Here is a 25450-nt window from a genome sequence, read left to right on the forward strand (position 1 = left end):
CAATCTTTGACGCATCAGGGATACTGTCACCGGGGCAAGGTCAAGGGGTTTCTGGGCGAAATCGCTTAGCCGACGATCATCTGCTTCATCCGAAGCGCTTCGTATTCCAGCTCTTTCAGGCGGAAATGCACAACGTCGCCGATGGTGATGACGCCGCACAGGTTCCCGTCGCGCAGTACCGGCATGTGGCGAAACCGGCCTTCGGTCATGGATTTCAGAACGTCGTGCAGATAATCATCCGGCGTGCAGGTCTTGACCTCGTGCGTCATCAGGTCTTCGACCGCCTGTGGCAGGGTCTGGCCGGGCGTGTCCGCCATACGCCGCACGATGTCGCGCTCGGACAGGATACCCAACAAGGCGCCGTTCTGGTCGGTCACCAGCACCGCACCGATCCGCTTTTCCTTGAGTGTGTTGACCACGGAATGGATCGTCTCGTTCGGACGCACCGAAAACACCGCATCCCCTTTACCTTCAAGCAACTTGGCCACGGTTGTCTGCGAGTGCGACAGGTTCGACTCGGTCGATTGGCTGTACGTGGTCTTGTCAGCCTTGTCGCCACGCGATGGCGATTGGTAAGAGGTTGGGGCCATGGGCAATCTCCTTCATGGTTATTGCAAAGTCTTTCCCTTTCACCTTAGCGCAGCTAAACGACCTGTATAGGGTGCATTTGCACTGATCGGCGGAAACTCCCGCCAGCGGAGGAACCTTAAGCCCTTGAACGAGCTGTATCTTACCCCACCCGTGGCCGCGTTGATTTTCTTTGCGGTGGTCGTCTGCGGCCATAATTTCCGCATGGCGTGGAAACAGCAGGCGCCGGGATGGCAGAAACGGGCCTGGCTGTTCGGGGTGCCTGCGGGGATCGGCCTTTTGGTTCTGGGCTTTTTGCCGCTGAAGCTGTGACGCCGGTTTGACTCCGGCATGGGGGGCTGGCATATGCCGGGCACTGAATTTTCGGAGACCACCCCATGCGTCTTGTGCCTGTACTGGCCTTTGCCACACTTCTGACCGGCTGCCTGTTCGACAAGGAGCCCGAAGTGGTCCGCCTGTCGGGTGAGACAATGGGCACAACGTTCAACATCACCGCCATTGGCGAGGATCTGGACGAGGACACTCTGGCCGCTGCGGTTCAAGAAACCCTGGCCGAGGTCAACGCCAAGATGTCGAACTGGGACCCAAATTCCGAGGTCTCGACCTTTTCCGCCGCAACCAGCACCGATCCGACGCCCGTATCCGCCGAGTTCGCGCAAGTGATGACGGCCGCGAATGAGGTACACGACAAAACCGGCGGCATTTTCGACGTCACCCTTGGCCCGCTGATCGAATTGTGGGGCTTTGGCCCGCGTACACCGGAAGATCCGGTGCCCTCGGATGCCGAGATTGAGGCCGCGCTGAGCGGCGTTGGCCAAAACCGGTTGCTGACCCTGGATACCGAGGCCGGCACGCTGGCAAAATCCGAACCCGGCGTCGGCATTAACCTGTCTGCGATTGCCAAGGGCTATGGCATCGACGCCGTGGCCGAAACCCTGCGCGAAGCGGGGATCGAGGATTATCTGGTTGAAATCGGCGGCGATCTGGTCACCAAGGGCCAGAACGACAAGGGCGAAACCTGGAGGATCGGCATCGAAAAACCGCAGGCCGGAGCGCAGACACCGCAGCTGATCGTATCGGTGGGCGATCTGGGCATGGCCAGCTCGGGCGATTACAAGAATTTCTTCGAACAGGATGGCGTGCGCTATTCGCATATCATCGATCCGACGACGGGTCGTCCGATCACACACAGGACCACATCGGTCACCGTTCTGGCCGAAAACGCGATGATGGCGGATGCCTGGGCCACGGCGATGCTGGCGCTGGGGCAGGAAAAAGGCCTTGAGCTGGCCGAAAAGCATGAACTTGCCGTGTATTTCATCTCGCGGGATGTGACAGGTGGCGAAGAAGCCTATATCACCGTACACAGCACCGCGTTCAAAGACGCGCTTGGCACCAACTAACCGGTAGGACCCACGATGAGCACCTTTATTCTGGCCTTCATTCTGCTAACCCTCGTTGTGGTGGGCATGTCACTGGGCGTGATGCTGATGGGCAAGACCATCAAGGGCAGCTGCGGTGGTCTGAATGCAATCTCGGGCGCAGATAAATGTGTGGTTTGCCAGAAAGACGTCGATCCGAACTCGCCGCTGCGCGACAAGCTCCAATGCAAACGCGCCAGAAAGATGCAGGAGCAGATGGAACGTCAGGCCGAAGCGTAATTTGCACTTCGCCCCGGGCCGGGAATTGGCTAACTAGGTCCCTGACCATCGGGGAGGTAGAGTGGTGGCCAAAGCCAAAAACATCCTGTTCATCATGTTCGACCAGCTGCGCTGGGATTACCTGAGTTGCTACGGCCACCCGCATCTGCATACCCCCAATATTGACCGTCTGGCCGCGCGGGGCGTGCGGTTCGACCGCGCCTATATCCAATCGCCCATCTGCGGCAGCTCACGCATGTCCACTTATACCGGGCGCTATGTGCATTCGCATGGGGCCTCGTGGAACGGTATCCCGCTGAAGGTCGGTGAGATCACGATGGGCGACCATCTGCGCAAGGCGGGTATGGATTGCTGGCTGGTTGGCAAAACCCATATGAAAGCAGATGCCGAAGGCATGGCACGGCTGGGACTGGAGCCCGACAGCCTGATCGGCGCCCGCGTGGCGGAATGCGGGTTCGACGTCTTCGAACGCGACGATGGGATGCGCCCCGAAGGCCCCGACGGGTTCTATGACCCGAACGGGGCGAGGAAATACAACAAGTACCTCTCCGACAAAGGCTATGAGAGTGACAACCCCTGGCACGACTTTGCCAATTCCGGATTGGATGCGGATGGCAATGTTCTGTCGGGCTGGTTCCTTAAGAACTCGAGCGAGGCGGCGAATATCGCCGAAGAAGATAGTGAAACGCCTTATCTGACCGGCCGCGGCATCGAATTCATGGAAAGCCATGACGCCCCGTGGTGCTGTCACCTGAGCTTTATCAAGCCACACTGGCCTTATATTGTACCTGAACCCTATGCCTCGATGTATGGCCCCGAGCATGTTCTGCCAGTGGTCCGGTCCGAAGCCGAGCGTGAGAACGCCCACCCGGTTCTGCGCGCGTTTATGGATACGAAAATCGGCCAGACCTTCTCGCGCCAGGACGTGCGCGAGGCGGTGATCCCCGCCTATATGGGCCTGATCAAACAGGCCGACGATCAGATGGGACGCCTGCTCGACTGGATGGAGAAAACCGGCCGGATGGAGGACACGTTGATCGTGTTGACCTCGGATCACGGCGATTTTCTGGGCGATCATTGGATGGGAGAGAAGACGTTTTTCCACGATGCTTCGACCAAAGTGCCTCTGATCGTCTATGACCCATCGCCCGAGGCCGACGCGACGCGCGGCACGGTCAGTGATGCACTGGTGGAGTCCATCGACCTCGCCCCAACATTTGTGGATGTGTCGGAGGGAGAGGTCGCCTCACATATCCTCGAAGGGCATTCTCTGCTTCCAATCCTGCGTGGGCGACAAGATGAAACGCCGCGCGATGCGGTGATCTGCGAATACGATTACTCCGCCTCACCCATCGCCGACATGCTGAATGCCTCGGTCCGGGATGCGGTGATGTTCATGGTCGCCAACAAGAAATGGAAACTGATCCATTGCGAAGGTGGCCACAGGCCCATCCTGTTCGACCTGGAAAACGATCCGGATGAACTGATCGATCTGGGCGACAGTGCCGACCATACCGAGGTCATCGCTGAGATGTATGACCACCTTTTTGCCTGGACCCGTCGGCCGTCGCAGCGCACCACACGGTCCGAAGCGCAACTGATCGAGATGCGCACAAAAAGCCGGGGCAGGGGGGTTGTCTTAGGGGTCTATGACGAAAACGAGGCCCCGCTGGACCTGACCGTCAAATATCGCGGGCGCAAAGCCCGGCCTTTTGCTGAATATATCGGCAAGGACAAACCCTCCGGGCATTAAATCTGTCCGGACACCGCCAAAAGGCGGTTCACCCTACGCGGGTCAGGCGATACAAGACCGACCAAGAGCAGTAATCCGGAGAGCCGATATGACCGCCCCCAAACCCGTTGTCCTGTGCATTCTTGATGGTTGGGGCCTGTCCGAGGATACAGAGGCCAACGCGCCTTATCTGGCCAACACACCAACCTTTGACGCGATCATGGCCAATGGTCCGCACGCGACGCTTATCACTCACGGGCCGGACGTGGGCCTGCCCAGCGGTCAGATGGGCAATTCCGAGGTTGGCCACACCAATATCGGTGCAGGCCGTGTTGTCGCCATGGATCTGGGGCAGATTGACCTGGCGATCGAGGATGGCTCGTTCTTCGACAACGAGGCGCTGCAGGATTTCATTGCCAAGGTAAAGGCTACAGGCGGCACCGCGCATTTGATGGGGCTGGTGTCGGATGGCGGGGTGCATGGCCACCTGAACCATATCATTGCCGCGGCCAAAGCGATCACCGACGCGAGCGTGCCCGTCGCGCTGCACGCAATCACCGATGGCCGCGACGTGGCGCCGAAATCTGCCTTCACCTATATCGCCGAGCTGGAAGACCGCCTGCCCAAGAACGCTCGCGTTGTCACCGTCAGCGGGCGCTATTTCGCGATGGACCGCGACAACCGCTGGGAACGCGTCAGCGAGGCCTACGAGGCAATGATCAAAGGCGCAGGCCGTCATGAAACCGATGCCCATTTCGCCGTGGACCACGCCTACAACCAATCGGAAACCGATGAGTTCATCGTGCCCACGGTTCTGGACGGATTTGATGGCGTGAAAGACGGGGACGGGGTCTTCTGCCTCAACTTCCGCGCCGACCGCGCCCGCGAGATTCTGCGTGCCATTGGCGAGCCGGATTTCTCCGATTTCGACACCGGCCCACGCCCGCAACTGTCTGCTCTGTTGGGAATGGTCGAATATTCGGACGGCCACAACGCCTATATGACCACCGTATTTCCCAAGCGCGATATCGTGAATACGCTGGGTGAGTGGGTCGCCAAACAGGGTTTGCGTCAGTTCCGCCTGGCCGAGACCGAGAAATACCCGCATGTCACCTTCTTCCTCAACGGCGGCAAGGAAACGCCCGAGGTGGGCGAAGACCGTTACATGCCGAAATCGCCCAAAGTGGCGACCTATGACCTGCAGCCCGAGATGTCCTCGGCCGAGGTGACTGCGAAATTCGTCGAGGCGATCGAAGCAGGCTATGACTTGATCGTCACGAACTATGCCAACCCTGACATGGTCGGCCACACCGGAGACCTGCAGGCGGCAATCAAGGCCTGTGAGGCCGTGGACCAAGGGCTGGCGCAAGTTGTTGCCGCGTTGGAAAAGGCAGGCGGCGCGATGATCGTGACCGCTGACCACGGCAACTGTGAGATGATGGTTAATCCGGAAAGCGGCGGGCCGCACACGGCGCATACGCTGAACCCGGTGCCTGTGGCACTGGTGGGCGGCCCCGGGGGCGCCACGCTGCGAAACGGGCGCCTGTCCGATCTGGCGCCGACCCTGTTGCAACTGATGGGGCTGGAGCAACCGCCGGAAATGACCGGGAAGAGCCTGCTGTCATGACCATGCGCGCGCTTGTTCTGGCGCTGCTGTTTGCGGCTCCGGTCCATGCACAGACCGACCCGTCCACAGCTGCGCTGAATGCGGCGCAAATGCTCGAGGACGCCTCGGTCGCCCTGACCGAGGCGGACAGTGCCCGTGATCGTGTGCGCGCCCTGACCGAAACCATTCAGGCCTATGAGGCCGGTCTGACTGCCATGCGCGAAGGTCTGCGCCGCGCCGCCACGCGCGAGGCGCAATTGACCGCCGAACTGCGTACCCGCGAAAAGGAAATCGCGCAGTTGCTGGGCGTGTTGCAGACCATTGAAACGACCGCACCGCCAGTTCTGATGCTGCACCCGTCGGGGCCGCTGGGGTCGGCCCGGGCAGGGATGATGCTGTCCGAGGTCACGCCGGGCCTCAACGCCCGCGCGCAGGCTTTGGCACATGATCTGCAAGAAGTGCAGACCTTGCGTCAATTGCAGCAAAGCGCGGCAGAAACGCTGACCGAAGGGCTGTCCGGCGTCCAGACCGCTCGCACGCAGCTGAGCACCGCCATCGCCGACCGCACCGATCTACCCAGCCGTTTTGTCGAGGATCCGGTGCGCACAGCGATCCTGATTTCCTCCACGGAGACTTTGGAAGGGTTTGCCAGCGGCCTGTCCGAAATTTCCGAAGGTGAAATCGCTGAAACCAGTGCCGATATCTCTGACCGCAAAGGTAAGATCGCATTGCCCGCGCAGGGTGTCCTTCTGCATCGCGCGGGGGAAACGGATGCTGCCGGTGTCAAACGCCCCGGCGTGGTTCTGGGCACGCGTCCGCGCGCGATTGTGACCGCGCCGACAGCCGCCACCATTCGCTATCGCGGACCGCTGCTGGATCTGGGGAATCTGGTGATACTGGAGCCTCAACCCGGGCTTTTGTTCGTGTTTTCGGGCCTGCAAGAGGTTTACGGCAACACCGGGCAAGTGATCCCCGAAGGCACTCCGGTGGGTCTGATGCCCGGTGAAACACCCGAAATCGGCGCTATTTTGTCAACAAGCGGTGATGGCACTGGAACTGACCGGTCAGAAACGCTCTATATAGAGGTAAGACAGGATAACAGCCCCGTGGACCCGGAATCGTGGTTTCGGACCAGCAAGGATGGATGAACACGTATGAAGAAATTTGTGATGGCCGGTTTGGCCGGAACCTTGGCAGGTATAATCGCAACCACTCAGATCGCAGGCCCTCTGCTGGCGCAGGAGGCCGAGAACAACGCCAGCGTCTATGAGCAACTGGATCTGTTCGGCGACATTTTCGAGCGCATACGCGCACAATATGTCGAAGAGGTTGAGCCCGAAGAGCTGATCGAAGCGGCGATTGACGGCATGTTGACCTCGCTGGACCCGCATTCCAGCTATCTTTCGCCCGACGACGCGGAACAGATGCGGGTACAGACCCGTGGTGAGTTCGGCGGGTTGGGCATCGAGGTCACGCAGGAAGAGGGCTTTGTGAAAGTCGTCTCGCCCATCGACGACACGCCCGCAGATGCGGCCGGGATCGAAGCGGGCGATTTCATCACCCATGTCGATGGCGAAAGCATTCTGGGCCTGACGCTGGACAAGGCGGTCGATCTGATGCGTGGGCCGGTGGGTTCGGAAATCGTCATCACCGTTGTACGCGAGGGTGAACAGGAACCGTTCGATGTCACCATCATCCGCGACACCATCAAACTGACCGCTGTACGCGCCCGCACCGAGGGCACCAGCGTCGTGCTGCGTGTGACCACCTTCAACGACCAGACTTTCCCCAACCTCGAGGAAGGCCTGATCGAACAGATCGAAGAGGCCGGGGGCATCGACAAGGTCAACGGCTTTGTTCTGGACCTGCGCAACAACCCGGGCGGTCTGCTGACGCAGGCGATCAAGGTCTCGGATGCGTTCCTGAACGAGGGTGAGATCGTTTCGACCCGTGGTCGCGATCCGGGTGAAGGCGAGCGGTTCAACGCCACCCCCGGCGATCTGGCCGAAGGCAAGCCGATCGTGGTTCTGATCAATGGAGGTTCGGCCTCGGCCTCCGAAATCGTCGCCGGTGCGCTGCAGGATCACCGCCGCGCCATCGTTGTCGGCACCAAGAGCTTTGGCAAAGGCTCGGTGCAGACGGTCATGCCGCTGCGCGGGGACGGGGCCATGCGCCTGACCACGTCGCGTTACTACACCCCATCGGGCCGCTCGATCCAGGCGCTCGGGGTCAGCCCTGACATCATCGTCGAACAGCCGCGCCCGGCGCCCGCATCGGACGACGAAGACGCGAACCGTCCGGCTCGGTCCGAGGCCGACCTGCGCGGCAGTCTGAACAACGACAGCCTCAGCGAGGACGAAGTCCGTCAGATCGAGGAAGACCGCGCCCGCGCCGAAGCCACCGCCGAGCTGCGCGAACAGGATTATCAGCTGGCCTATGCCATCGATATCCTGAAGGGTCTGTCGGCCTTCAACCCGAACGGGCCGTCACAATAACAGAAAAAGGGCCGCCGAATGGGCGGCCCTTTTTTCTTGCGGGTGGATCAGCTTTCCACCTTATGCAGCTTTTCCTCATCCAGCATTATGGCCAGCAGGACGCCGACTGAAACGGAGATGGTCGCGAATATGAAGGCCATGTTCATTCCGGTGTCAAAGGCGGCGGCGATGGCGGATTTTACCGCATCGGCTTCGGTGCTGCTCAGTTTTTCCATCACGGCCTTGGCGGACAGGGTGGTCAACGTGCCGCCGTTAATTGCCCGCTGATCGGCGTCCGACATGTCAATTCCGGCGGCGGTCAGCCGTTCGCCAAGACTGCGTAGGCTAACAAGGTACATGATCGCGGTGGCACAGGCGACCGAGATGGCGCCGTAGACCAGATGGGTCATGAAGCTCAGGCCACCGACCAGCCCCGCCCGTTCCGGTTTCACTGCACAGACGGCGGCGGTGCCGGATGGCCCGACCGTCAGCGTGGCCCCCAGCCCGATCATCGCCATGCCGGGCAGGATCTGGAAATACCCGAACCCGGCGGGCAGGACCACAACGCTGGCCGCCCCGATCGTGGCACAGAGATACCCCCAGAACAAAAGCCGCTTGGGCCCGAAATCGTTATACAACCGGCCCGACAGGATGGACCCCACCGCCAGAAGCACCGTCAGAGGCGCCAGCCCAAAGGCCGATTGCAGGGTCGACCAGCCCAGAACCTTTTGCATGTATTGTGGGAAATACATCAGCCCGACAAAGGCCGCCGACACGTTGAACATGTTCAGCCCCAAGGTGATACGGAACTCGCGGTTCGCCATCATCTGCGGCAGCAACAGCGGCTCTTTCACCCGCTTTTCCACCTGCGGGAACAGAACGAACAACACCGCGCTGACGAAGAACAGCATCAGCAACGGGGCCGAAGTCCAACCCCAGTCCGCGCCGACATCCAGCCCATAGAGCAACAGCAAAACGGCAAAGGACAGCACGGCCATCCCGGCAAAGTCGATATGCTCTCCCTGCTTGTGCTGGGTTTCGCGCTGCATCAACAGCAGGGCGGTCACCATCGAGATGGTCGAAAACACAACGTTGGCCAGGAAAAACAGCCTCCAATCCCCCATGTTGACCGCCGTTCCGCTGATCAGAGGGCCAAAGACGTTGCCGCAAGTGACGCCAGCCAGGATCAGCCCCATGATCATGGCCCGATGTTCGGGCCGCGAAACCTTGGTCGCCCCGAACGCCAGCGTACAGGGCCAGACGCAGCCTGCACCGATCCCCTGCAGGGCGCGGGCAACAATCAGGAAGTCCAGGCTGGGCGAAACAAAGCACATGACGGACGAGAACAGGAAAATCGACAGCCCGATCAGCATCATCTTGCGGTGCCCGAACATATCGCCCATGCGCCCGCCGGCGACCATAGTCATGGCGAAGAACAGAGCATAGATGTTCAGAACCCACTGCGTGCTGGTGATGTCCGCATCAAAGCTGTTTTCGATGGCCGGAACCAGGATCAGCGCGCCGGTAAAGTCGATGCCGATCCCGAACCCCGTCACCATCAATGCAATGACTTTGACGATGCTGCTGCGATCCATGAGCTTGCCCAGGCTGCTGCGGGTCACTCTAGGATGCACGGAATTCCGTTGAAAAGATAGGTACTTGCCCTGAGCGAATTACTCGGTGGCACTTTGCGCCCGGCGAAAGGCCCGCTTCAGCATGTCCAGTTCAGCGCGCAAAAGCTCGACCTCAGCCCGCAGATCATCCGCGGCGGGGGAGCCTGCAATGATGGTGAAATCGCCAAGCTTTTCCGAGGTCGCCGCATCAGCGATCACAAAGCAATGCACACCGTCGGACAGCACGGCCACGGGCACGGGAACCGTCAGATCCCACCCGTCGTCAGATGCCGAAACACGCACGTCTTCGAGATTTTCACCCAGATAGCGCACTTCGACTGTCGGCTCAGATTCGGCCTGCAGATGCCCCTGCCAAAGGCCGTTTTCGAACCGGATGGGCGTCAAAATCGGAAGCGTCATGGTCGGAACTCTCACAAATCGGCGCGGTGGTGGCGGCAGAAGGTCAGATCGCGCAGCGTGGCGCGGTTCATCCGGGGATTTTCGAAGATCAGGTCCAGCCAGATCTTCTCGACCCGCTGTTCGTTCAGGGGCAAGTGGGCCAGATCGAAATCCACCGAGTTGGCCGCGGTGGACAGGTCCAGTTTGCGCAGCACCTGTTCGGTGTTGGGACCGTGCTGAATGTTGAGGCGGGCAAACATCTCGAGCGGCTGTTCCACCTCAATCTGCACGTCGGCGCGCATCAGATGCTGTTTGGTCAGCCCTTGGGCGGCTTCGGGCGGCAACTCCACGGACAGTGACAGGAACGAGCCTGAAAACCCGAACACATCGACCGTCAGCCCGAATGCGGCCAAGTCCTTGTCGCGGGAATTTCGCGTCTGCCGCATCCCGATCTCGGCCAGAGGGCAGTCGTGAAACAGCGTCACCTGCCGATCCATCTGCGCCTTGCGCGGGGCCGAGGCCACCCCCCGGCGCGACAGCGGCCCGCGCCACAGATCCGGCCGCCAGCACCAATCCGCACCCAGAGGTTTGGGAAACTGAACCGAACCGATTCTAGGTCGGGCCAACCGGCCATCGGCTTCGTGGATCAGCATATCCAGTTGCGTGCGCAGCTTGCGTGCGTCGTCTCGCTGTTGACGCAGCTGCGGCTCAGACGCATCGGCCGCGCCGTGCAATGCCTTGCGCCAACGCGCAACGACCCGGCGGTGAATATAGCGATCCAGAAGTCTGCCCATGGCCCCAACATTCAGAGTGTGACCCTGTTTAGTCAAAGACACCGCAGGGGTTAAAGGTGAATAAACGATATTGAAGATCAAAACTCTCAAATTCGTGATCAGATGGGCGGGTGGTCAACCCGGCCGCAATCTGTTACCTCGCCGCATTCTTGCAATCGCCGGGGCCAGTGCGTACCGTCTGTCACCTGATTGCGTTGGATCATCCCAAAATCGCATCTAAAAGATTTGAGGCACGACCGGGGCATGGAACCCACTCTGTTCGCATTCATCTGGAAACACTCCAGGAAACAACAGCTTGTCCTGCTGTTGCTGACGGTCCTGTCGTTTCCGTTTCTCTACGCCTCGCTTGAACTGCCCAAGCAGATCATCAACGGCGCCATTGGTGCGCCCAGTGACTCAGTCGCGGTGCTGGGGTTCACGGTGACCCAGGTGCAATACCTGATGATCCTGTGTTTTGCCTTTCTGGCCACGGTGATCGCCAGCGGGTTGATGAAGATGCGCATCAACACAATGAAGGGCATTCTGGCCGAGCGGATGCTGCGCCGGCTGCGGTTCACCCTGATCCACCGCACGATGCGATTCCCGAAATCCTATTTCGCCACCACCAGTCAGGGCGAACTGGTTTCGATGATCACCTCCGAGGCGGAACCGATGGGAGGGCTGATGGGTGATGCCATCGCCCAGCCGGTGTTCCAGTTCGGTCAGATGATGACCATCGTCACCTTCCTGTTCATGCAAAGCGTCTGGTTCGGGCTGGCCAGCATCGCGCTGATCCCGCTGCAAGCGTGGCTGATCCCGAAGCTGCAACGCCAGATCAACCTGCTGAACAAGGAACGTATACAAGAGGTTCGCAATCTCAGCTCCGAGATTGGCGAAAGTGCTGCGGGCATCAGCGATCTGCGCACCAACGGCGGTTGGCGGTATCGGCTGGCCCAGTTCAGCCATCGGTTGGGGCTCTTGTTCGAGATCCGTTTCAAGATCTACAACAAGAAGTTCTTCATGAAGTTCCTGAACAACCTGATCACGCAGATGACGCCGTTCCTGTTCTACTCGGTCGGCGGTTATCTGGCGATCAAGGGCGAGGTGACGGTGGGTGCGCTGGTCGCGGCACTTGGCGCCTACAAGGATCTGAGCGGCCCGTGGAAGGACCTGCTGACCTATTACAATCAGGTTCAGGACATGTCCCTGCGGTGGGAGGTGGTGACCGAACGTTTTGCGCCCTCGAACATGATCCCTGAAGAGCTGTTCGTAGGTGAGCCCGAGGTAATCCCGCACCTGACCGGCGAGATCGAGATGCGCAACGTCACCGTGCGCGACGATGACGGCAAAACCATTCTCGAAGATATTGACCTGACCATTCCCAAAGGTGCGCGGGTGGCGATCCAGTCGACCCATGCTTCGGAACGCAATGCGCTGGCACAGGTGCTGACCCGCGAAGTTTTGCCGGTTCAGGGTGAGATCACCATGGCGGGTCACAATCTGAAAGACCTGCATCAATCCGTGATCGCCGCCCGGATCGGCTATGCCTATTCGCGACCCTATCTGTTTAACGGCACGGTTGGCGACAACCTGATGATGCCGTTGCGCCCCCATCCGCAGCATGAGGCAGACGCCGCAAAGGCCCCCAGCCGTTGGCAGATCGAAGCTGCGCGATCCGGCAACCCGACAGACTCGCTGACGGATGAATGGATTGACCCCGAGCTGGCCGGGCTGGATGACATCGAGGATATTCGTGACTGGTGGTTCCAGCTGGTCGAAGCTATGGGGACCGACGAGGTTTTGCTGCGCCGTACTCTGCGTACTCAGTTCGATCCTAAGCTGCACCCTGATCTGGCACGGGACGTAGTCAATCTGCGCGAAACGGTTGCGGAGCGGTTACGGGAAAATGGGCTGGACCGACATGTCTACCGGTTCGATCCTGACCGCTTTAACCCGACTGTGCCGCTTGGCGGGAACCTGCTTTTTGCCACCCCATCGCGGGATATCACGCCCGAATCTCTGGCCGACGACAGGCGGTTCAAGAACATCCTCAGCGCACATGATCTGGCCGAGGATGCCATGAACATGGCGAGCGACGTGATCGAGACGCTGGATCAGGCCTTTGGGCGCGGCGGGACAGATCACCCTCTGTTTCTGCGTTTGGGCATGTCGAAGGATATGTTCCACCGTCTGCTCGATATCAAGGATCGACGCAAAGCCAAGGGCGACGACGACATCAGCGACGCCGAACGGTCTTTGTTGCTGACCGTTCCGTTTCTATTGACAGCCGAGCAGATTGGCCCGGATTTCCCGAAGGAATACAAGGACAAGATCCTTTCTATCCGAAAGGAACGGTCCGAACGACTTCAAGGCGCACTGAACGGCATGTTCATTCCATTGTCGCCAGACAGCTACTTCCCACGCCTTACGGTGATGGAGAATGCGCTTTACGGGCGGGTCTCCATGACGGCTGGCGCTCACGCCGAAGAGATTGAGGATATTGTGGCGCACGCCATGAACGAGGCAGGCCTGCGTCGCCGGGCAGCCGCGACCTTGTTCGATCTGCAAACCGGGCTGGGCGGGAACAACCTGCCAACCGTGTTTCAGGAACGCGCGGCGTTTTCGCGGGCGGGGATCAAGCGCCCCGACATTCTGATCCTCGACAAGGCGCTGGCCAGTCACGATTCCCAAAGCCGCCTGCGCACGCGCCTGCGTTTGCGGGAACTGTTGCCCGACTCGATCATGATCTTCATGGAGGATCACTTTGCCCACCCCGAGGCCTACGATCTGTTCATCGAAATCAAGGACGGGCGCATCGACGGTGTTGCGCGGACCCAGGACCGCCACGAAGCAGGGACCTCGGCCGATCTGAGCCGGAAGCTGCAGATTATCGCCTCGACCGAGCTGTTTTCGGGCATCGACGCCCGCAACCAACGCCTGCTTGCGTTCTCGGCACAATGGTACGAAGTCGCCGAGGGTCAGATGATCTTTTCCCGCGGACAGGCCCCCGATGCAGCCTATTTGTGCATCACGGGGCAGGCCAAGCTGATCTGGACCGAAGAAGGTGGCGGCAAACGACCCATCTCGATTATCGAACCCGGCCGCCTGATCGGTGATCTGTCGATCATCACCGGCGATCTCCGTCAACTGGATCTGGAAGCCATCACAGATTGCACCTTCCTGCGCATCGGCGCCGAAGAACTGCGGGCCGTGATCGAAAGCGACGCCTCGGTCGCGGTTCAGCTGTTGCAGACCGTCGCGGGATATCTGACCACATTGTCCACCAGGTTGAACGAGGTCCAGAAAACCGCTGATGTCTTCCCGGATTTACCGCAAACCATCGAAGGCGAAAGCACCGGCAACAATGCGTGAACCCGCCGCCTATTCCGCCCATGAACAGCTTGTGGCCGACGCCCGCGCCCGGCCCGAGCTTTGGCGCCTTTTGTTCGGGCTGTTCATTGTTGGCGTGCTGTATGTGACGCTGAATTCGGTTCTGTTTGCCCTCATTGGAGGTCTGATCCCTCCGGATCAGGCACAGGGCTTTCTGCGCGGCACCTCAGCACTGGCGACCTTGGTCTTGCTGATGAGTTTCGGATTTCTGACGCTGGGCGTCGCTGTTGCAGCGCGACAAATGCAGCACCGGTCGTTGCGCGCGATTCTGGGGCCGCGCAATCAGTTCCGGCAGCAATTTGTTTTCGTGGCACTGGCACTGACGGTTCTTGGCGTGGTCATGGCCCTTTTGCCGCCATACGGAATGGGCGAGCCGCTGACCCAGAACCTCACCCTGTCCACATGGGTGTTATTGCTGCCGCTGTCAGCGACGGCGGTACTGATTCAGACCAGCGCCGAGGAAGTGCTGTTTCGCGGTTACATTCAGCAATGTCTGGCGGCCCGATTCAGGTCTCCGGTGATCTGGATGGGCGTGCCCTCTGTTCTGTTTGCCGCCGGGCATTACGCACCGGGTGTAACCGGGGACAACGCGCTTCTCGTGACGATCTGGGCCTTTGTCTTCGGCCTTCTGGCGGCGGACCTGACCGCAAGATCCGGAACGCTGGGACCTGCTATCGCTTTGCATTTCCTCAATAATACCGTCGCACTACTGTTCATCTCACTGCCCGACACCCTCAGCGGCCTAGCCCTGTACCTACTGCCGTATGAGATGACCGAGACCGGGATGCTGCGGCAATGGCTGTTTGTGGATTTCGCAGTGATGATTGTCTGTTGGCTAACAGCGCGTCTTGCGCTCAGGCGTTGATTGCATTTCCTTCCGTAGCGTCTTATTTGACGTCAAAGCCGCATAACAAGGTTCCGACATGAACTGGATCACAAACTACGTCCGCCCCCGGATCAACTCGATCTTCTCGCGCCGGGAAGTGCCCGAAAACCTTTGGCACAAGTGCGACGAATGCGGCACGATGCTGTTCCACCGCGAGCTGGCCGAAAACCAGAACGTCTGCACCCAGTGCGATCACCACATGGCGATCACTCCGCGCGATCGGTTTAAGCACCTGTTTGACGGTGGAATTTTCACCGAGGTCGAGGTACCTGCCCCGAAAGACGACCCACTCCATTTCCGCGATCAGAAGAAATACCCTGACCGCATGAAAGCCGCGCAGAAAAAGACCGGCGAGAAAGAGGCGATGCTGGTCGCCAGCGGAGAGATCGGGCGCACGCCTATCATCGCCGCCGCGCAGGATTTCTCTTTCATGGGCGGCTCAATGGGCATGTATGTCGGCAACGCCATCATCGCCGCCGCGCAAGAGGCGGTGAAGCTGAAGCGCCCGCTGATCCTGTTCTCGGCCGCGGGCGGCGCGCGGATGCAGGAAGGTATCCTTAGCCTGATGCAGATGCCACGGACCACCGTGGCCGTCGAGATGCTGAAAGAAGCGAACTTGCCCTATATCGTCGTTCTGACCCACCCGACCACGGGCGGCGTAACGGCGTCTTATGCGATGCTGGGCGACGTGCACATTTCAGAACCCAACGCGCTGATCTGCTTTGCTGGGCCGCGCGTGATCGAACAGACCATCCGTGAAAAACTGCCCGAAGGGTTCCAGCGCGCCGAATACCTACTTGATCACGGGATGCTGGACCGCGTCACCAAACGCACCGAGATGCGCGAAGAGCTGATCACCATCACCCGTATGCTGATGAACCAGCCTCCGGCGGTGAAAGGCGACCTGCCTGCGCCCGAGCCCGAAGAAACCCCTGCCGAAACTCCGGCTGAGGACGCGGGCGAAAAATGACCGGCCAAACATCCGACCTCATCCTTGACCGGATGATGGCCTTGCACCCCAAGATCATTGACCTGACCTTGGATCGCGTCTGGCGTCTGCTGGCCGCGCTGGACAACCCGCAGACCAAACTGCCGCCGGTGATCCATATCGCCGGGACCAACGGCAAAGGCTCGACCCAGGCCATGATCCGCGCCGGGTTGGAAGGGGCAGGGCTGTCGGCCCATGCCTATACCTCGCCGCATTTGGCACGGTTCCACGAACGCATCCGTTTGGCCGGAGAGCTGATCTTGGAACCAGACCTGACGGCGGTTCTGGATGAATGCTACGCCGCCAACAATGGCGAGAACATCACCTATTTCGAGATCACGACCTGCGCCGCTCTGCTGGCTTTTGCCCGGGTAAAAGCCGATTACACGCTGCTTGAGGTCGGTCTGGGCGGCCGCCTGGATGCCACCAATGTCATCCACGAACCGGCCGTCACGGTGATCACGCCAGTGTCGATCGACCACGAACAGTTTCTGGGTGACACGCTGGGCAAAATCGCAGCCGAAAAGGCAGGCATCATCAAACCCGGCGTGCCCTGCATTGTTGGCCCACAACCGGACGAGGCGCTGGAGGTCATCGAATACACCGCCGCGCGCCTTGGGGCTCAGTTGCTGGTCCACGGCCAACATTGGCACGTGCACGAGGAAAACGGACGCCTGATCTATCAGGACGAAACCGGCCTGCGCGACCTGCCACTGCCCAACCTGTTGGGCGCACACCAAATCCAGAATGCCGGCGCTGCGCTGGCTGTTCTGCGTCACCTGAACCTGGGTGATGACGCCTACGAGGCCGCTGTGACCAAAGCCGAATGGCCTGCGCGGATGCAGCGCCTGAAGACCGGACCTTTGGTCGAGGCCGCCCCGCAGGCCGAACTGTGGTTGGATGGCGGCCACAACGCCGCCGCCGGAATCGCGTTGGCTGATGTTCTGGCCAAGCTGCCCGACCGCCCCACGCATATGATCTGCGGTATGCTCAACACCAAGGACGTCTCCGGCTATCTGGCCCCGCTGGCGAAACAGGCGCAAAGCCTGACCGCCGTCTCCATTCCCGGAGAGGCTGCCACGCTCAGCGCTGAAGACACTGCCGCCGCTGCGGCCAAGGTCAACCTGCCTGCGACAACCGCCGACAGCGTTTCTGATGCGCTGAAAACAATCGTGGCGGCAGACCCGCAGGCCCGCGTGCTGATTTGCGGGTCGCTTTATCTGGCCGGGAACATCCTGCGCGAAAACGGCTGAATACAGCCCGCCAAAGCTTCATCTGGCCAAAAATATCCCGGGGTAGGCGCGCAAAGAGCGGCGGGGGCAGCGCCCCCTATTTCCCCCAATCCTGATCCTGCATCTCGCGCAGGCGCGAGGCGGTGCGTTCAAATTCAAACGTCCCTTCGCCCTCGACATACAACATCTCGGGCTCGGCCGCAGCAGAACAGATCAGACGTACCCTCGCTTCGTAAAGCGCATCGATCAGGGTCACGAACCGCTTGGCTTCGTTGAAGTTGTTCCGCGACAGGCGCGGGATGTCTTCCAGCACCAACACCTTCAGTTCCTCGGCAATCGCCAGATAATCCGCAGGCCCCAGCATCCGCCCGCACAAGTCATAAAACGACGCCCGCGCGACGCCATTGCGAAAGGCTGGTAGTTCGACCGCGCGGCCTTTGACCTGCAGGATCAGCGGTTCCGCTGCACCGCCAGACAAGTCGTTCCAAACGCTGCGAATGCTCTGACGCGCTTCCGGGCCGATCGGCGTGAAGTAGACTGGCGCACCCTCAAGCCGGTTCTGTCGGTAATCGGTAGGTGAGACCAGCTCCCACACCTGAAGTTGTTCCTTGATATGGGCAATGAAGGGCAAAAACAGCTGTCGGTTCAACCCGTCCTTGTACAGATCATCGGGATGCCGGTTCGAGGTCGTCACGACCACAACCCCGCCCTCATACAGCATATCAAACAACCGCCCCACGATCATCGCATCAGTGATGTCGGTGATCTGCATCTCATCAAAGGCCAACAGCTTGACCGTCTTCACGACCTCCTGCGCCACCGGGGCCAGTGCATCCTCGACACCATCCTGACGGGCCTTGTGCATACCCGCGTGGATTTCCTGCATGAAGGCGTGAAAATGCACACGCCGCGCGGGGATTTCCCCCAGCGCATCAACGAACATATCCATCAGCATCGACTTACCGCGTCCGACGCCGCCCCACAGATACAACCCTTTCGGCGGCGGAGGGGCCTTGCGAAACAGCCCGCGCTTGACCGGAGCCGCAAGGGCTGCACGAATGCGCTCGAAATGGGGCAGCACCGCCTCTTGCGCGTCATCCCGTGTCAGGATGCCTTCAGCAACGCGGTCGTTATAAAGCGAAATTAAATCCGTCATGAACCCGAGCCATAGCGCCCCCATTAAGGCTTGAAAAGCAGCCATTTTGTCGACGCATCAATTTTCCTTAACCGAGACCGCAAAACTGCTGATTTGACGCTGTGTGCAAAATCCATAACGTCCACCAGACCTAACCCCGAGGTCCCGATGCCGCAATCCGCCCGCCTGCTGAACCCGATCCTGATTGTTGGATGTATCATCATCACGGTCAGTTTCGCCGTGCGCGCTTCATTTGGGGTGTTCCAGATTCCCATCGCCAGCGAGTTCGGCTGGCTGCGCACCGATTTCTCGCTGGCGATTGCCATCCAGAACCTCGCCTGGGGCATCGGGCAACCGATCTTTGCGGCGATTGCGGAAAAGATCGGGGACCGCAAAGCCATCATTCTGGGCGCGCTGACCTATGCCGCCGGAATGGTGCTGTCGGCGTGGTCGATTACGCCGTTCGGACACCAGATGTACGCCTGGCTAGTGGGTTTTGGCATCGCAGGCACCGGTTTCGGCGTTGTGCTGGCTGTGGTCGGGCGCGCGTCATCAGACAAGAACCGCTCGATGTCTCTGGCCATTGTCACCGCGGCGGGCAGTTTCGGTCAGGTGATCGGTGCCCCGACGGCCGAGTGGCTTTTGACCTTTCTGCCCTGGCAACAGGTCTTCATCGTCTTTGCCGCCGCAATCCTCGCCCTTGTGCTGACGCTGCCTTTCATGCGCGCGCCGCAACCGGTCAGCAAGGCCGAGCTGGAAGAGAGCATGGGCCAGATTTTGGGCCGCGCCTTCCGCGATCCGTCTTACGCGATGATCTTTCTGGGCTTTTTCAGCTGCGGCTATCAACTGGCCTTCATCACCGCCCATTTCCCTGCCTTCGTGACCGAGATGTGCGGCCCGATCCAGCCCGGTGGCGTCCTGCATTCACTGGGTATTACCACCACTTCGACCCTTGGGGCGGTGGCCATCTCGCTGGTGGGCCTGGCGAATATCGGCGGTACGCTTCTGGCAGGCTGGGCGGGCAATCACTTTCCCAAGAAATACCTGCTGGCAGCCATTTATACCGGTCGCACACTGGCGGCGGCGATTTTCATCCTCATGCCCATCACTCCGATGTCGGTCATCGTGTTTTCGGTCGTCATGGGCTCGCTCTGGCTGGCCACGGTGCCCCTGACCTCGGGGCTTGTCGCGCATCTCTATGGGTTGCGCTACATGGGGACGCTTTATGGCTTCGTGTTCCTCAGCCACCAGATCGGAGGGTTCCTCGGTGTCTGGCTGGGCGGACGCATGTATGACGTCTATGGCGATTACACGATGGTTTGGTGGATCGGTGTGGGCGTCGGAGCCCTCAGCGCCATTGTCCACCTGCCGATCCGCGAGAACAGGCCTCAGGTGGCGGCTGCCGCCTGATCACGCCTGGTATTTGCTGATGATGTATTGGCTGGTCATTAGATCCAGATGCGCGCCACCGCCGTTCTTGAACAGCGTGATCGCGGTCGGGTCAGGCGCAAACTGGTCCAGATCATAATAGTCGGCCACCAAATCGCTGCGGCTGATCACGCCCTGTTCGATCGGAATTTTGATCTCACCGATATGATCTACGGTTGAGTCAAAACTGTCCATGTAGATACGGGCACGCTGCAGCGCCAGATCTTTGGCCTCGCGCATGTCGGGCCGATAGGCGCCGACAAGGTTCAGGTGTTGGCCAGGGCGCAACCACTCGCCCTTGATGAAGGGTTGAGTGCTCATTGTGGCCGTCAAGACAATGTCGGCCCGGTCAACCGCATCTGCCAGGTCATATTCGACGTCGATTTGCCCCTGTGTTGCGGCCATAGCTTCGGCCTTGGCGGTGGTACGGTTCCACACGCGTATTTTGGCTTGCGGGAAACCGGCAGCAAAGGCTTCGCACAGGGATCGGGCAACCGGTCCCGCGCCCACGATCAGGATATTGCGGCTGTCCGGGTTCGCTAAACGCAGCGCGCCCAGCAGGCTGTCCCCGGCTGTTTTCCACTTGGTCACCAGAAAAAAGTCGACCAGCGCCGCCAATCGCCCATCTGCATCGTCATAAATGCTGACGGACCCATCGATCACAGGGCGCCCGGCCTGAACATTGCCCGGGAAAATGGTGGTGGATTTCACGGCGATGCCCAGCCCGTCAATCCAGGCCGACCGCGACAGCAGCGTGTCCGCGCCGCGATACAGGAACGTATCTTCTATCTGAGCCTTGGGCCGCTGATGCCCTTCTGCAAAGGCTTGGGTCAGTTCCACCCAGTCCAGATTGGCCTCTCCTTCGGCAAACGGGATTTGCAGGACGTTCATCGGGCCTCATCCTCGGTCAACAGACCTTCGGACACCAAACGCTCCGCCCAGCCTTGCGGGCCAGTAAAGTGATGCGTTTGCCATCCGCGCGCCCGCGCCGTTTCGATATTGTCGATCCGGTCATCCGCGAACAGCAAAGCCTCGGGCGCCACGCCGCAATCGGCCTCGACCATTTCGTAAATTGGAACATGCGGCTTCACTGCCTTCATGCGGCCCGAGACATAGTGCCGATCAAACTCGTTCAGAAACGGGTAAACCGTGGTGGCATAGTCGAAATTCTGCACCCCGAAATTGGTCAGCGCGAAAACGGGGATGTTTTTGGCGCGCAAAGCCCGCTGCAGACGGACGGAATGCGGGATTTCGGGCGAGGCCAATTCGATCCATTTGTCATGCCACATGCGGATTTCGTCGCGCCATTCAGGGTATTTCTCGGCCCAGTCATAGATCGTATCGGTGAAATGATGCCCTTGATCCACCAGATCGTTCATCCCGTGCAGATCGACTTCGGCGAACATGGCGCGACGGCGTTCTTCACCGATGACCTTGTCGTAATAGCGCTCTGGCTGCCATTCGATCAGAACGTTCCCGATGTCGAAAACCACGGCTTCAATCGGCATGATGTGCCCCTGTCAAATCAATCCAGTTTGCACCGACTGAACCAATACCCGCCCGGATTTACAAGGGCGGAACCGCAGCGCGCAGCGCTGCCCGGCCCAACCGGAGAAGACGCATATTTGATGCGTCGCCGACGGGCGGGAGGGTTAGCCCCGCAGGGCTGCCCTCAATTCCCGCTCCAGCGCATCCAGAAACCGGGACCGGTCCGCCTTGCCAAAGGGTTTGCCACCGCCGCCTGCGCCCAGCGGATTGGACGCGCGCAGGTCGGCCATCAGATCGCGCATCGCCAGTTGCTGGCCGATATTGGCGACCGTGAACGCCTCGCCATTCGGGCGCAGGACCCGCGCCCCGGCTTCCACGCATTTCGCGGCCAAAGGGATGTCCGAGGTCACCACCACATCCCCGGATCCGCAACGCTCGGCAATCCACTTATCCGCCTCGTCCGCGCCTTCCGCCACGATGACCACCTGCACCAGTGGGTTGGCCGATGGCCGCAGCCCGCCGTTCGAGACCAGCGCCATCGGCACCTTGTGCCGGGTTGCCACCCGTTCAGCCTCGGCCTTCACCGGGCAGGCGTCGCCATCGACATAAAGCGTGGTCACGCCTTTTTGACTTGTTTTTTTGCAGGCTCAGCGGGTTTCTTGCGCACCTTGAACTCTTCGGGGATCGGCATCCGGTTGAACGCGTCCAGACCGGCGATCTTGTAGGCCTCAGCCAGTGTCGGATAGTTGAACGTGTTCTGCACGAAGTAATCCACCGTGCCCTTCAGGTTCAGCACCGCCTGCGCGATGTGAATCAGCTCGGTCGCACCTTCGCCGACGATCTGAACGCCAAGAACCCGGCGGGTTTTCAGCGAGAACAGCATCTTCAGCATCCCGTGCTCAAGCCCCATGATATGTCCGCGCGAGGTTTCACGAAACCGCGCAACGCCGACCTCATAGGGAATACCACGCTCCTGCAACTCTTCCTCGGACATGCCGCAGGTGGAAATCTCGGGCACCGAATAGATGCCGTAAGGATACCACGGGCTTTCAGGCAGGGTGGGAGTGTCCAGCGCGTGGCACGCGGCGACACGGCCTTGCTGCAGCGAGGTCGAGGCAAGCGAGGGGTGCCCGATCACGTCGCCGGTCGCATAGATATGCGGCACGGCGGTCTGATAGGTCTTGCGATCCACCTTGATCCGGTTACGGTGATCCGTTTCCAACCCTACGGCCTCCAGGTTCAGCCTGGACGTCGCGCCCATGCGACCTGCTGCAAACAACAGCATCTCGGCCCGGACATGGCGGCCGTTGTCCAAAGTGACTTCGACGTGTTCCCCCGCATCTTCGATCCTTTCCACGGCCGAACCAAGGCGCAGATCAACACCGTTTTCACGAATCTGATGGGTGAAATCATGGATCAGGCGACTGTCGATGAAATCCAGGAAGGTTTCACGCGGCTCGATCAGCGTCACCCGCACGTCCAGCGCCGAGAACATGGTGGCATATTCCACCCCGATCACACCGGCCCCGATCACAACCAACGAGCGTGGGATTTCGGCCATCTCGAGGAACTCATCCCCGTCCACGACCGTCTTGCCGTTGAAGGGCACATATTCAGGGCGATAGGTCTTGGTTCCCGTCGCGATCAGGAACTTGGCCGCTGTTAGGCGCGTGGTTTCGCCCGCGTCCGTCGCTACCTCAACCTCGTGCGGGCCGGTGAATTTGGCCAGCCCGTCCAGCGTTTCCACGTGGTTGCGGTTGAACTGATGTTCCAGCACGTCGACCTCGTGGTCCAGCGTCATGTGCAGGCGCGCCTTGAGGTCCTCGGCGCGGATCTGATCCTTGACGCGGTAGGAGCGGCCGTAAAAGCTGCGTTCGCGCCAGCCGGACAGATTCAGCACCGTTTCGCGCAGTGTCTTGGACGGGATAGTCCCGGTATGCACTGAGACACCGCCGAACCGGTCCTTACGGTCGATCACCAGCACCCGGCGTTTCAGTTTTCCCGCCTGAATCGCCGCCGACCGCCCGGACGGACCGGACCCGATGATGATCAGGTCATAGTCAAATTTGCTCATGTCTCAGTCTCCGTACAGCGCTTCGGCGTGGAAGGTGATGTGGTCTTCCATGAAGGTGGACACAAAGAAATAGGAATGGTCATAGCCGGGCTGCAGGCGATTGGTGGCTTGTTGCCGGCGCTCGGCGATCGCTTGGGCCAGCGCCTCGGGGCGCAGCAGGTCGATGAACTGATCATTGGTGCCGGTGTCGATCAGGATCGGGCCATCGAACCCTTTTTCCTTCATCAGCACTGAGGCGTCATGCTTGGCCCAAGCAGCCTCGTCATCGCCCAGATAGGCGCTCAGTTGTTTGCGGCCCCAATCTGATCCGGTCGGGTTCGAGATCGGCGCGAAGGCCGAGACAGACCGGAAGCGCCCCGGCAGGTTCATCGCCAGCGTCAGCGCGCCGTGACCGCCCATCGAATGGCCAGTGATGGCCTGACGGTCCATGTCGATGGCAAAGTTTTCCGCCAGCAGTGCCGGCAGTTCCTCGGCCACGTAGTCCCACATGTTGAAATGCGGCGCCCAGGGGGTCTGCGTTGCGTTCACATAGAACCCCGCACCCTGGCCCAGATCATAGTCTTCGTGGTTGGCCACGCCTTCACCACGCGGCGAGGTGTCGGGGAAGACCACGGCGATGCCCTGTTCCGCCGCCCAGGCCTGCGCGCCCGCCTTGGTCATGGCGTTTTCATGGGTGCAAGTCAGGCCGGACAGATACCACAGAACCGGAACTGGGCCATCCTTGGCCTCGGCGGGAAGAAACAGGCCAAAAGTCATGTCGCATTGGCAGGCTGCGGAGGTATGGCGGTAAACGCCCTGAACGCCACCGAAACAGGCGTTTTCCGAAAGGGTTTCCATCTGGCAAAGTCCTTAGCTTTGGGTCGCGACATGGCTAAACCTCCAAGGACCCGGCGTAAAGGCCACGCGCCTTCGCCGAGAGTATTTTTTAAAGATGGAGCTCAGAGTGTTGCGACCCAGGCGATCACCACCGGCACAGTCAGGATACTGGCCGCCGTCGACAGCAGGATAGCGGCGGATGCCCGATGCGGAGCCACACCGTAATGGGCCGCCAACATGTAGACATTTCCCGCCACCGGTAACGCGGCCGCTGCAATGGCCACCGTAGCCGGAAACGCGGCCACCGGGATCAGCCACAGCAGCACCACGGCAACACAGACCGGGTGGATGACCAGCTTGCAAAAGCTCAGCCAGGCGGCAACCTGCACGCGTTCGGCGGATTTTGAGGCCAGCGAAGCACCGATGGCGAACAGCGCACCCGGCGTGGCGGCCCCCCCGAGAATGGTAAGAAAGTCGTTCAGAGGATCTGGGACCGGCACCTGAAATGCCGACCACAACAAGCCGGCAGAGATTGACACGATCATCGGGTTTTTCAGCAAACCCAACCCGATCAGACGCAGGGTCGCCGGTGTCAGCCGCCCGTCGCGCCCGGCATTGATCAAAATCACGATCAATGAGGAGAACACCACCAGATCAACTGTCAGAACCAACATGACTGGCCCGATGGCGGCCTCGGAAAACAGCAGGGCCAGCATAGGCAGGCCCAGAAACCCGACATTTCCGATAGCAGCGCATTGGGCCTCAACCGCAGCTGTGGGGATGTCGAGCCCGCGCATCCAGGCCACAAGCGTTGCCAGCGCATAGACGGCCATAGTGCCCAGCAGATAGCCTATGACAAGGCGGCCGTTGAAGATCTCGGCAAAGGGCAGGGTGGCGGCAAAACGAAACAACATTGCCGACAGCGCAAAGAAGAATACGAATTTGGTCAGGTAGGCCGTTGCTTCTTCGGTAAAAAACCGACTGCGCCCGGCCCAGTACCCCAGGCCGATGATCGCAAAAAACGGAAGCGTGCGCAGAAAGATATCGACCATGGCCGGAGTGTTAGCATTGTTTTGCTGCGCAGCAAGCCTTTAGCTGACGCAATCTTCAGACTGTGGGTTCTGACGGGAAAATGAACAGAATCCACAACGTCGCGATCATGGAAAT

Annotated in this window: 23 protein-coding genes; 12 read left to right on the plus strand and 11 right to left on the minus strand. The window is 60.1% G+C overall.

Annotated elements, in window-relative coordinates:
- Positions 1-65 precede the first annotated feature (65 nt).
- Positions 66-590 carry a CBS domain-containing protein gene (locus GOX63_RS14550; RefSeq protein WP_170326468.1) on the minus strand — a complete coding sequence of 175 codons (525 nt, stop codon included), beginning with the start codon at positions 588-590 and terminating at the stop codon, positions 66-68.
- Positions 591-714: 124 nt separating this feature from the next.
- Between GOX63_RS14550 and GOX63_RS14555 the strand changes: the two genes are divergently transcribed.
- The 7 genes from GOX63_RS14555 (at position 715) to GOX63_RS14585 (ending at position 8082) form a co-directional block, all read left to right on the plus strand.
- A complete protein-coding gene (locus GOX63_RS14555; protein ID WP_170401628.1) occupies positions 715-900 on the plus strand; it encodes a hypothetical protein in 186 nt (61 codons plus the stop codon).
- A gap of 65 nt (positions 901-965) precedes the next feature.
- A complete protein-coding gene (locus GOX63_RS14560; protein ID WP_170326466.1) occupies positions 966-1991 on the plus strand; it encodes an FAD:protein FMN transferase in 1026 nt (341 codons plus the stop codon).
- A gap of 15 nt (positions 1992-2006) precedes the next feature.
- Positions 2007-2249 (plus strand): (Na+)-NQR maturation NqrM, encoded by a 243-nt coding sequence (nqrM, locus tag GOX63_RS14565; protein WP_170326465.1) that lies wholly within the window; start codon positions 2007-2009, stop codon positions 2247-2249.
- A 64-nt stretch (positions 2250-2313) separates the two neighbouring features.
- Positions 2314-4002, plus strand: a complete 1689-nt coding sequence (locus GOX63_RS14570) for a sulfatase-like hydrolase/transferase (protein ID WP_170326464.1) — start codon at positions 2314-2316, stop codon at positions 4000-4002.
- Between the two features lie 88 nt (positions 4003-4090).
- Entirely contained in the window at positions 4091-5608 is a 1518-nt protein-coding gene (gene gpmI / locus GOX63_RS14575; RefSeq protein WP_170326463.1) for a 2,3-bisphosphoglycerate-independent phosphoglycerate mutase, read from the plus strand.
- Positions 5605-6735: a murein hydrolase activator EnvC family protein gene (locus tag GOX63_RS14580; protein ID WP_170546181.1), complete on the plus strand. Its 1131-nt coding sequence runs from the start codon at positions 5605-5607 to the stop codon at positions 6733-6735. The genes gpmI and GOX63_RS14580 overlap by 4 nt, the downstream gene beginning before the upstream one ends.
- 6 nt (positions 6736-6741) lie before the next feature.
- Positions 6742-8082: a S41 family peptidase gene (locus tag GOX63_RS14585; RefSeq protein ID WP_170546184.1), complete on the plus strand. Its 1341-nt coding sequence runs from the start codon at positions 6742-6744 to the stop codon at positions 8080-8082.
- A 47-nt stretch (positions 8083-8129) separates the two neighbouring features.
- Here the strand turns inward: GOX63_RS14585 and GOX63_RS14590 are convergent, their stop codons facing one another.
- Genes GOX63_RS14590 through GOX63_RS14600 form a run of 3 tightly spaced genes read right to left on the minus strand, consistent with a single transcriptional unit; the run spans position 8130 to position 10867 of the window.
- Positions 8130-9683, minus strand: a complete 1554-nt coding sequence (locus GOX63_RS14590; RefSeq protein WP_367647207.1) for an MFS transporter — start codon at positions 9681-9683, stop codon at positions 8130-8132.
- Positions 9684-9734: 51 nt separating this feature from the next.
- Complete coding sequence (locus GOX63_RS14595) at positions 9735-10094, minus strand: hypothetical protein (protein ID WP_170546186.1); 360 nt, start codon at positions 10092-10094, stop codon at positions 9735-9737.
- Positions 10095-10105: 11 nt separating this feature from the next.
- Positions 10106-10867, minus strand: a complete 762-nt coding sequence (locus GOX63_RS14600) for a DUF6478 family protein (RefSeq protein ID WP_170546189.1) — start codon at positions 10865-10867, stop codon at positions 10106-10108.
- Positions 10868-11110: 243 nt separating this feature from the next.
- On the opposite strand from GOX63_RS14600, the gene GOX63_RS14605 reads away from it, so the two are divergent.
- From GOX63_RS14605 to GOX63_RS14620, 4 genes are read left to right on the plus strand one after another with little or no spacing between them, the layout of a single operon-like run.
- Positions 11111-14218, plus strand: coding sequence for an ABC transporter transmembrane domain-containing protein (locus GOX63_RS14605; protein WP_170546191.1), 3108 nt, complete (start codon positions 11111-11113; stop codon positions 14216-14218).
- A complete protein-coding gene (locus GOX63_RS14610; protein ID WP_170546194.1) occupies positions 14211-15101 on the plus strand; it encodes a CPBP family intramembrane glutamic endopeptidase in 891 nt (296 codons plus the stop codon). Before GOX63_RS14605 ends, GOX63_RS14610 begins: the two co-directional genes overlap by 8 nt.
- A 58-nt stretch (positions 15102-15159) precedes the next feature.
- Entirely contained in the window at positions 15160-16092 is a 933-nt protein-coding gene (gene accD, locus GOX63_RS14615; protein ID WP_170546197.1) for an acetyl-CoA carboxylase, carboxyltransferase subunit beta, read from the plus strand.
- Entirely contained in the window at positions 16089-17363 is a 1275-nt protein-coding gene (locus GOX63_RS14620) for a bifunctional folylpolyglutamate synthase/dihydrofolate synthase (RefSeq protein ID WP_170546199.1), read from the plus strand. The genes accD and GOX63_RS14620 overlap by 4 nt, the downstream gene beginning before the upstream one ends.
- Before the next feature lie 76 nt (positions 17364-17439).
- On the opposite strand, the gene zapE is transcribed toward GOX63_RS14620, so the two are convergent.
- Positions 17440-18498, minus strand: a complete 1059-nt coding sequence (gene zapE / locus GOX63_RS14625; RefSeq protein ID WP_170326453.1) for a cell division protein ZapE — start codon at positions 18496-18498, stop codon at positions 17440-17442.
- Positions 18499-18645: 147 nt separating this feature from the next.
- Here zapE and GOX63_RS14630 point away from each other — a divergent pair, with 147 nt between their 5' ends.
- Positions 18646-19887 (plus strand): MFS transporter, encoded by a 1242-nt coding sequence (locus tag GOX63_RS14630; protein ID WP_170326452.1) that lies wholly within the window; start codon positions 18646-18648, stop codon positions 19885-19887.
- Here the strand turns inward: GOX63_RS14630 and GOX63_RS14635 are convergent, their stop codons facing one another.
- The 6 genes from GOX63_RS14635 to GOX63_RS14660 all read right to left on the minus strand — a co-directional run bounded on the left by GOX63_RS14635 (position 19888) and on the right by GOX63_RS14660 (position 25335).
- Positions 19888-20796: an ornithine cyclodeaminase family protein gene (locus GOX63_RS14635; RefSeq protein ID WP_170326451.1), complete on the minus strand. Its 909-nt coding sequence runs from the start codon at positions 20794-20796 to the stop codon at positions 19888-19890. It lies immediately after the preceding gene.
- Entirely contained in the window at positions 20793-21413 is a 621-nt protein-coding gene (locus GOX63_RS14640) for an HAD family hydrolase (RefSeq protein ID WP_170326450.1), read from the minus strand. The genes GOX63_RS14635 and GOX63_RS14640 overlap by 4 nt, the downstream gene beginning before the upstream one ends.
- Before the next feature lie 144 nt (positions 21414-21557).
- Positions 21558-22013 (minus strand): YaiI/YqxD family protein, encoded by a 456-nt coding sequence (locus GOX63_RS14645; RefSeq protein ID WP_170326449.1) that lies wholly within the window; start codon positions 22011-22013, stop codon positions 21558-21560.
- Positions 22010-23467, minus strand: coding sequence for a Si-specific NAD(P)(+) transhydrogenase (sthA, locus tag GOX63_RS14650; protein ID WP_170326448.1), 1458 nt, complete (start codon positions 23465-23467; stop codon positions 22010-22012). The genes GOX63_RS14645 and sthA overlap by 4 nt, the downstream gene beginning before the upstream one ends.
- Before the next feature lie 3 nt (positions 23468-23470).
- Complete coding sequence (gene fghA, locus GOX63_RS14655; protein WP_170326447.1) at positions 23471-24304, minus strand: S-formylglutathione hydrolase; 834 nt, start codon at positions 24302-24304, stop codon at positions 23471-23473.
- A 101-nt stretch (positions 24305-24405) separates the two neighbouring features.
- Positions 24406-25335 carry an AEC family transporter gene (locus GOX63_RS14660; RefSeq protein ID WP_170546202.1) on the minus strand — a complete coding sequence of 310 codons (930 nt, stop codon included), beginning with the start codon at positions 25333-25335 and terminating at the stop codon, positions 24406-24408.
- Positions 25336-25450: the final 115 nt, after the last annotated feature.

The organism is Ruegeria arenilitoris (genome assembly GCF_013031355.1).
GTDB classification, from domain to species: Bacteria; Pseudomonadota; Alphaproteobacteria; order Rhodobacterales; family Rhodobacteraceae; genus Ruegeria; species Ruegeria arenilitoris_C.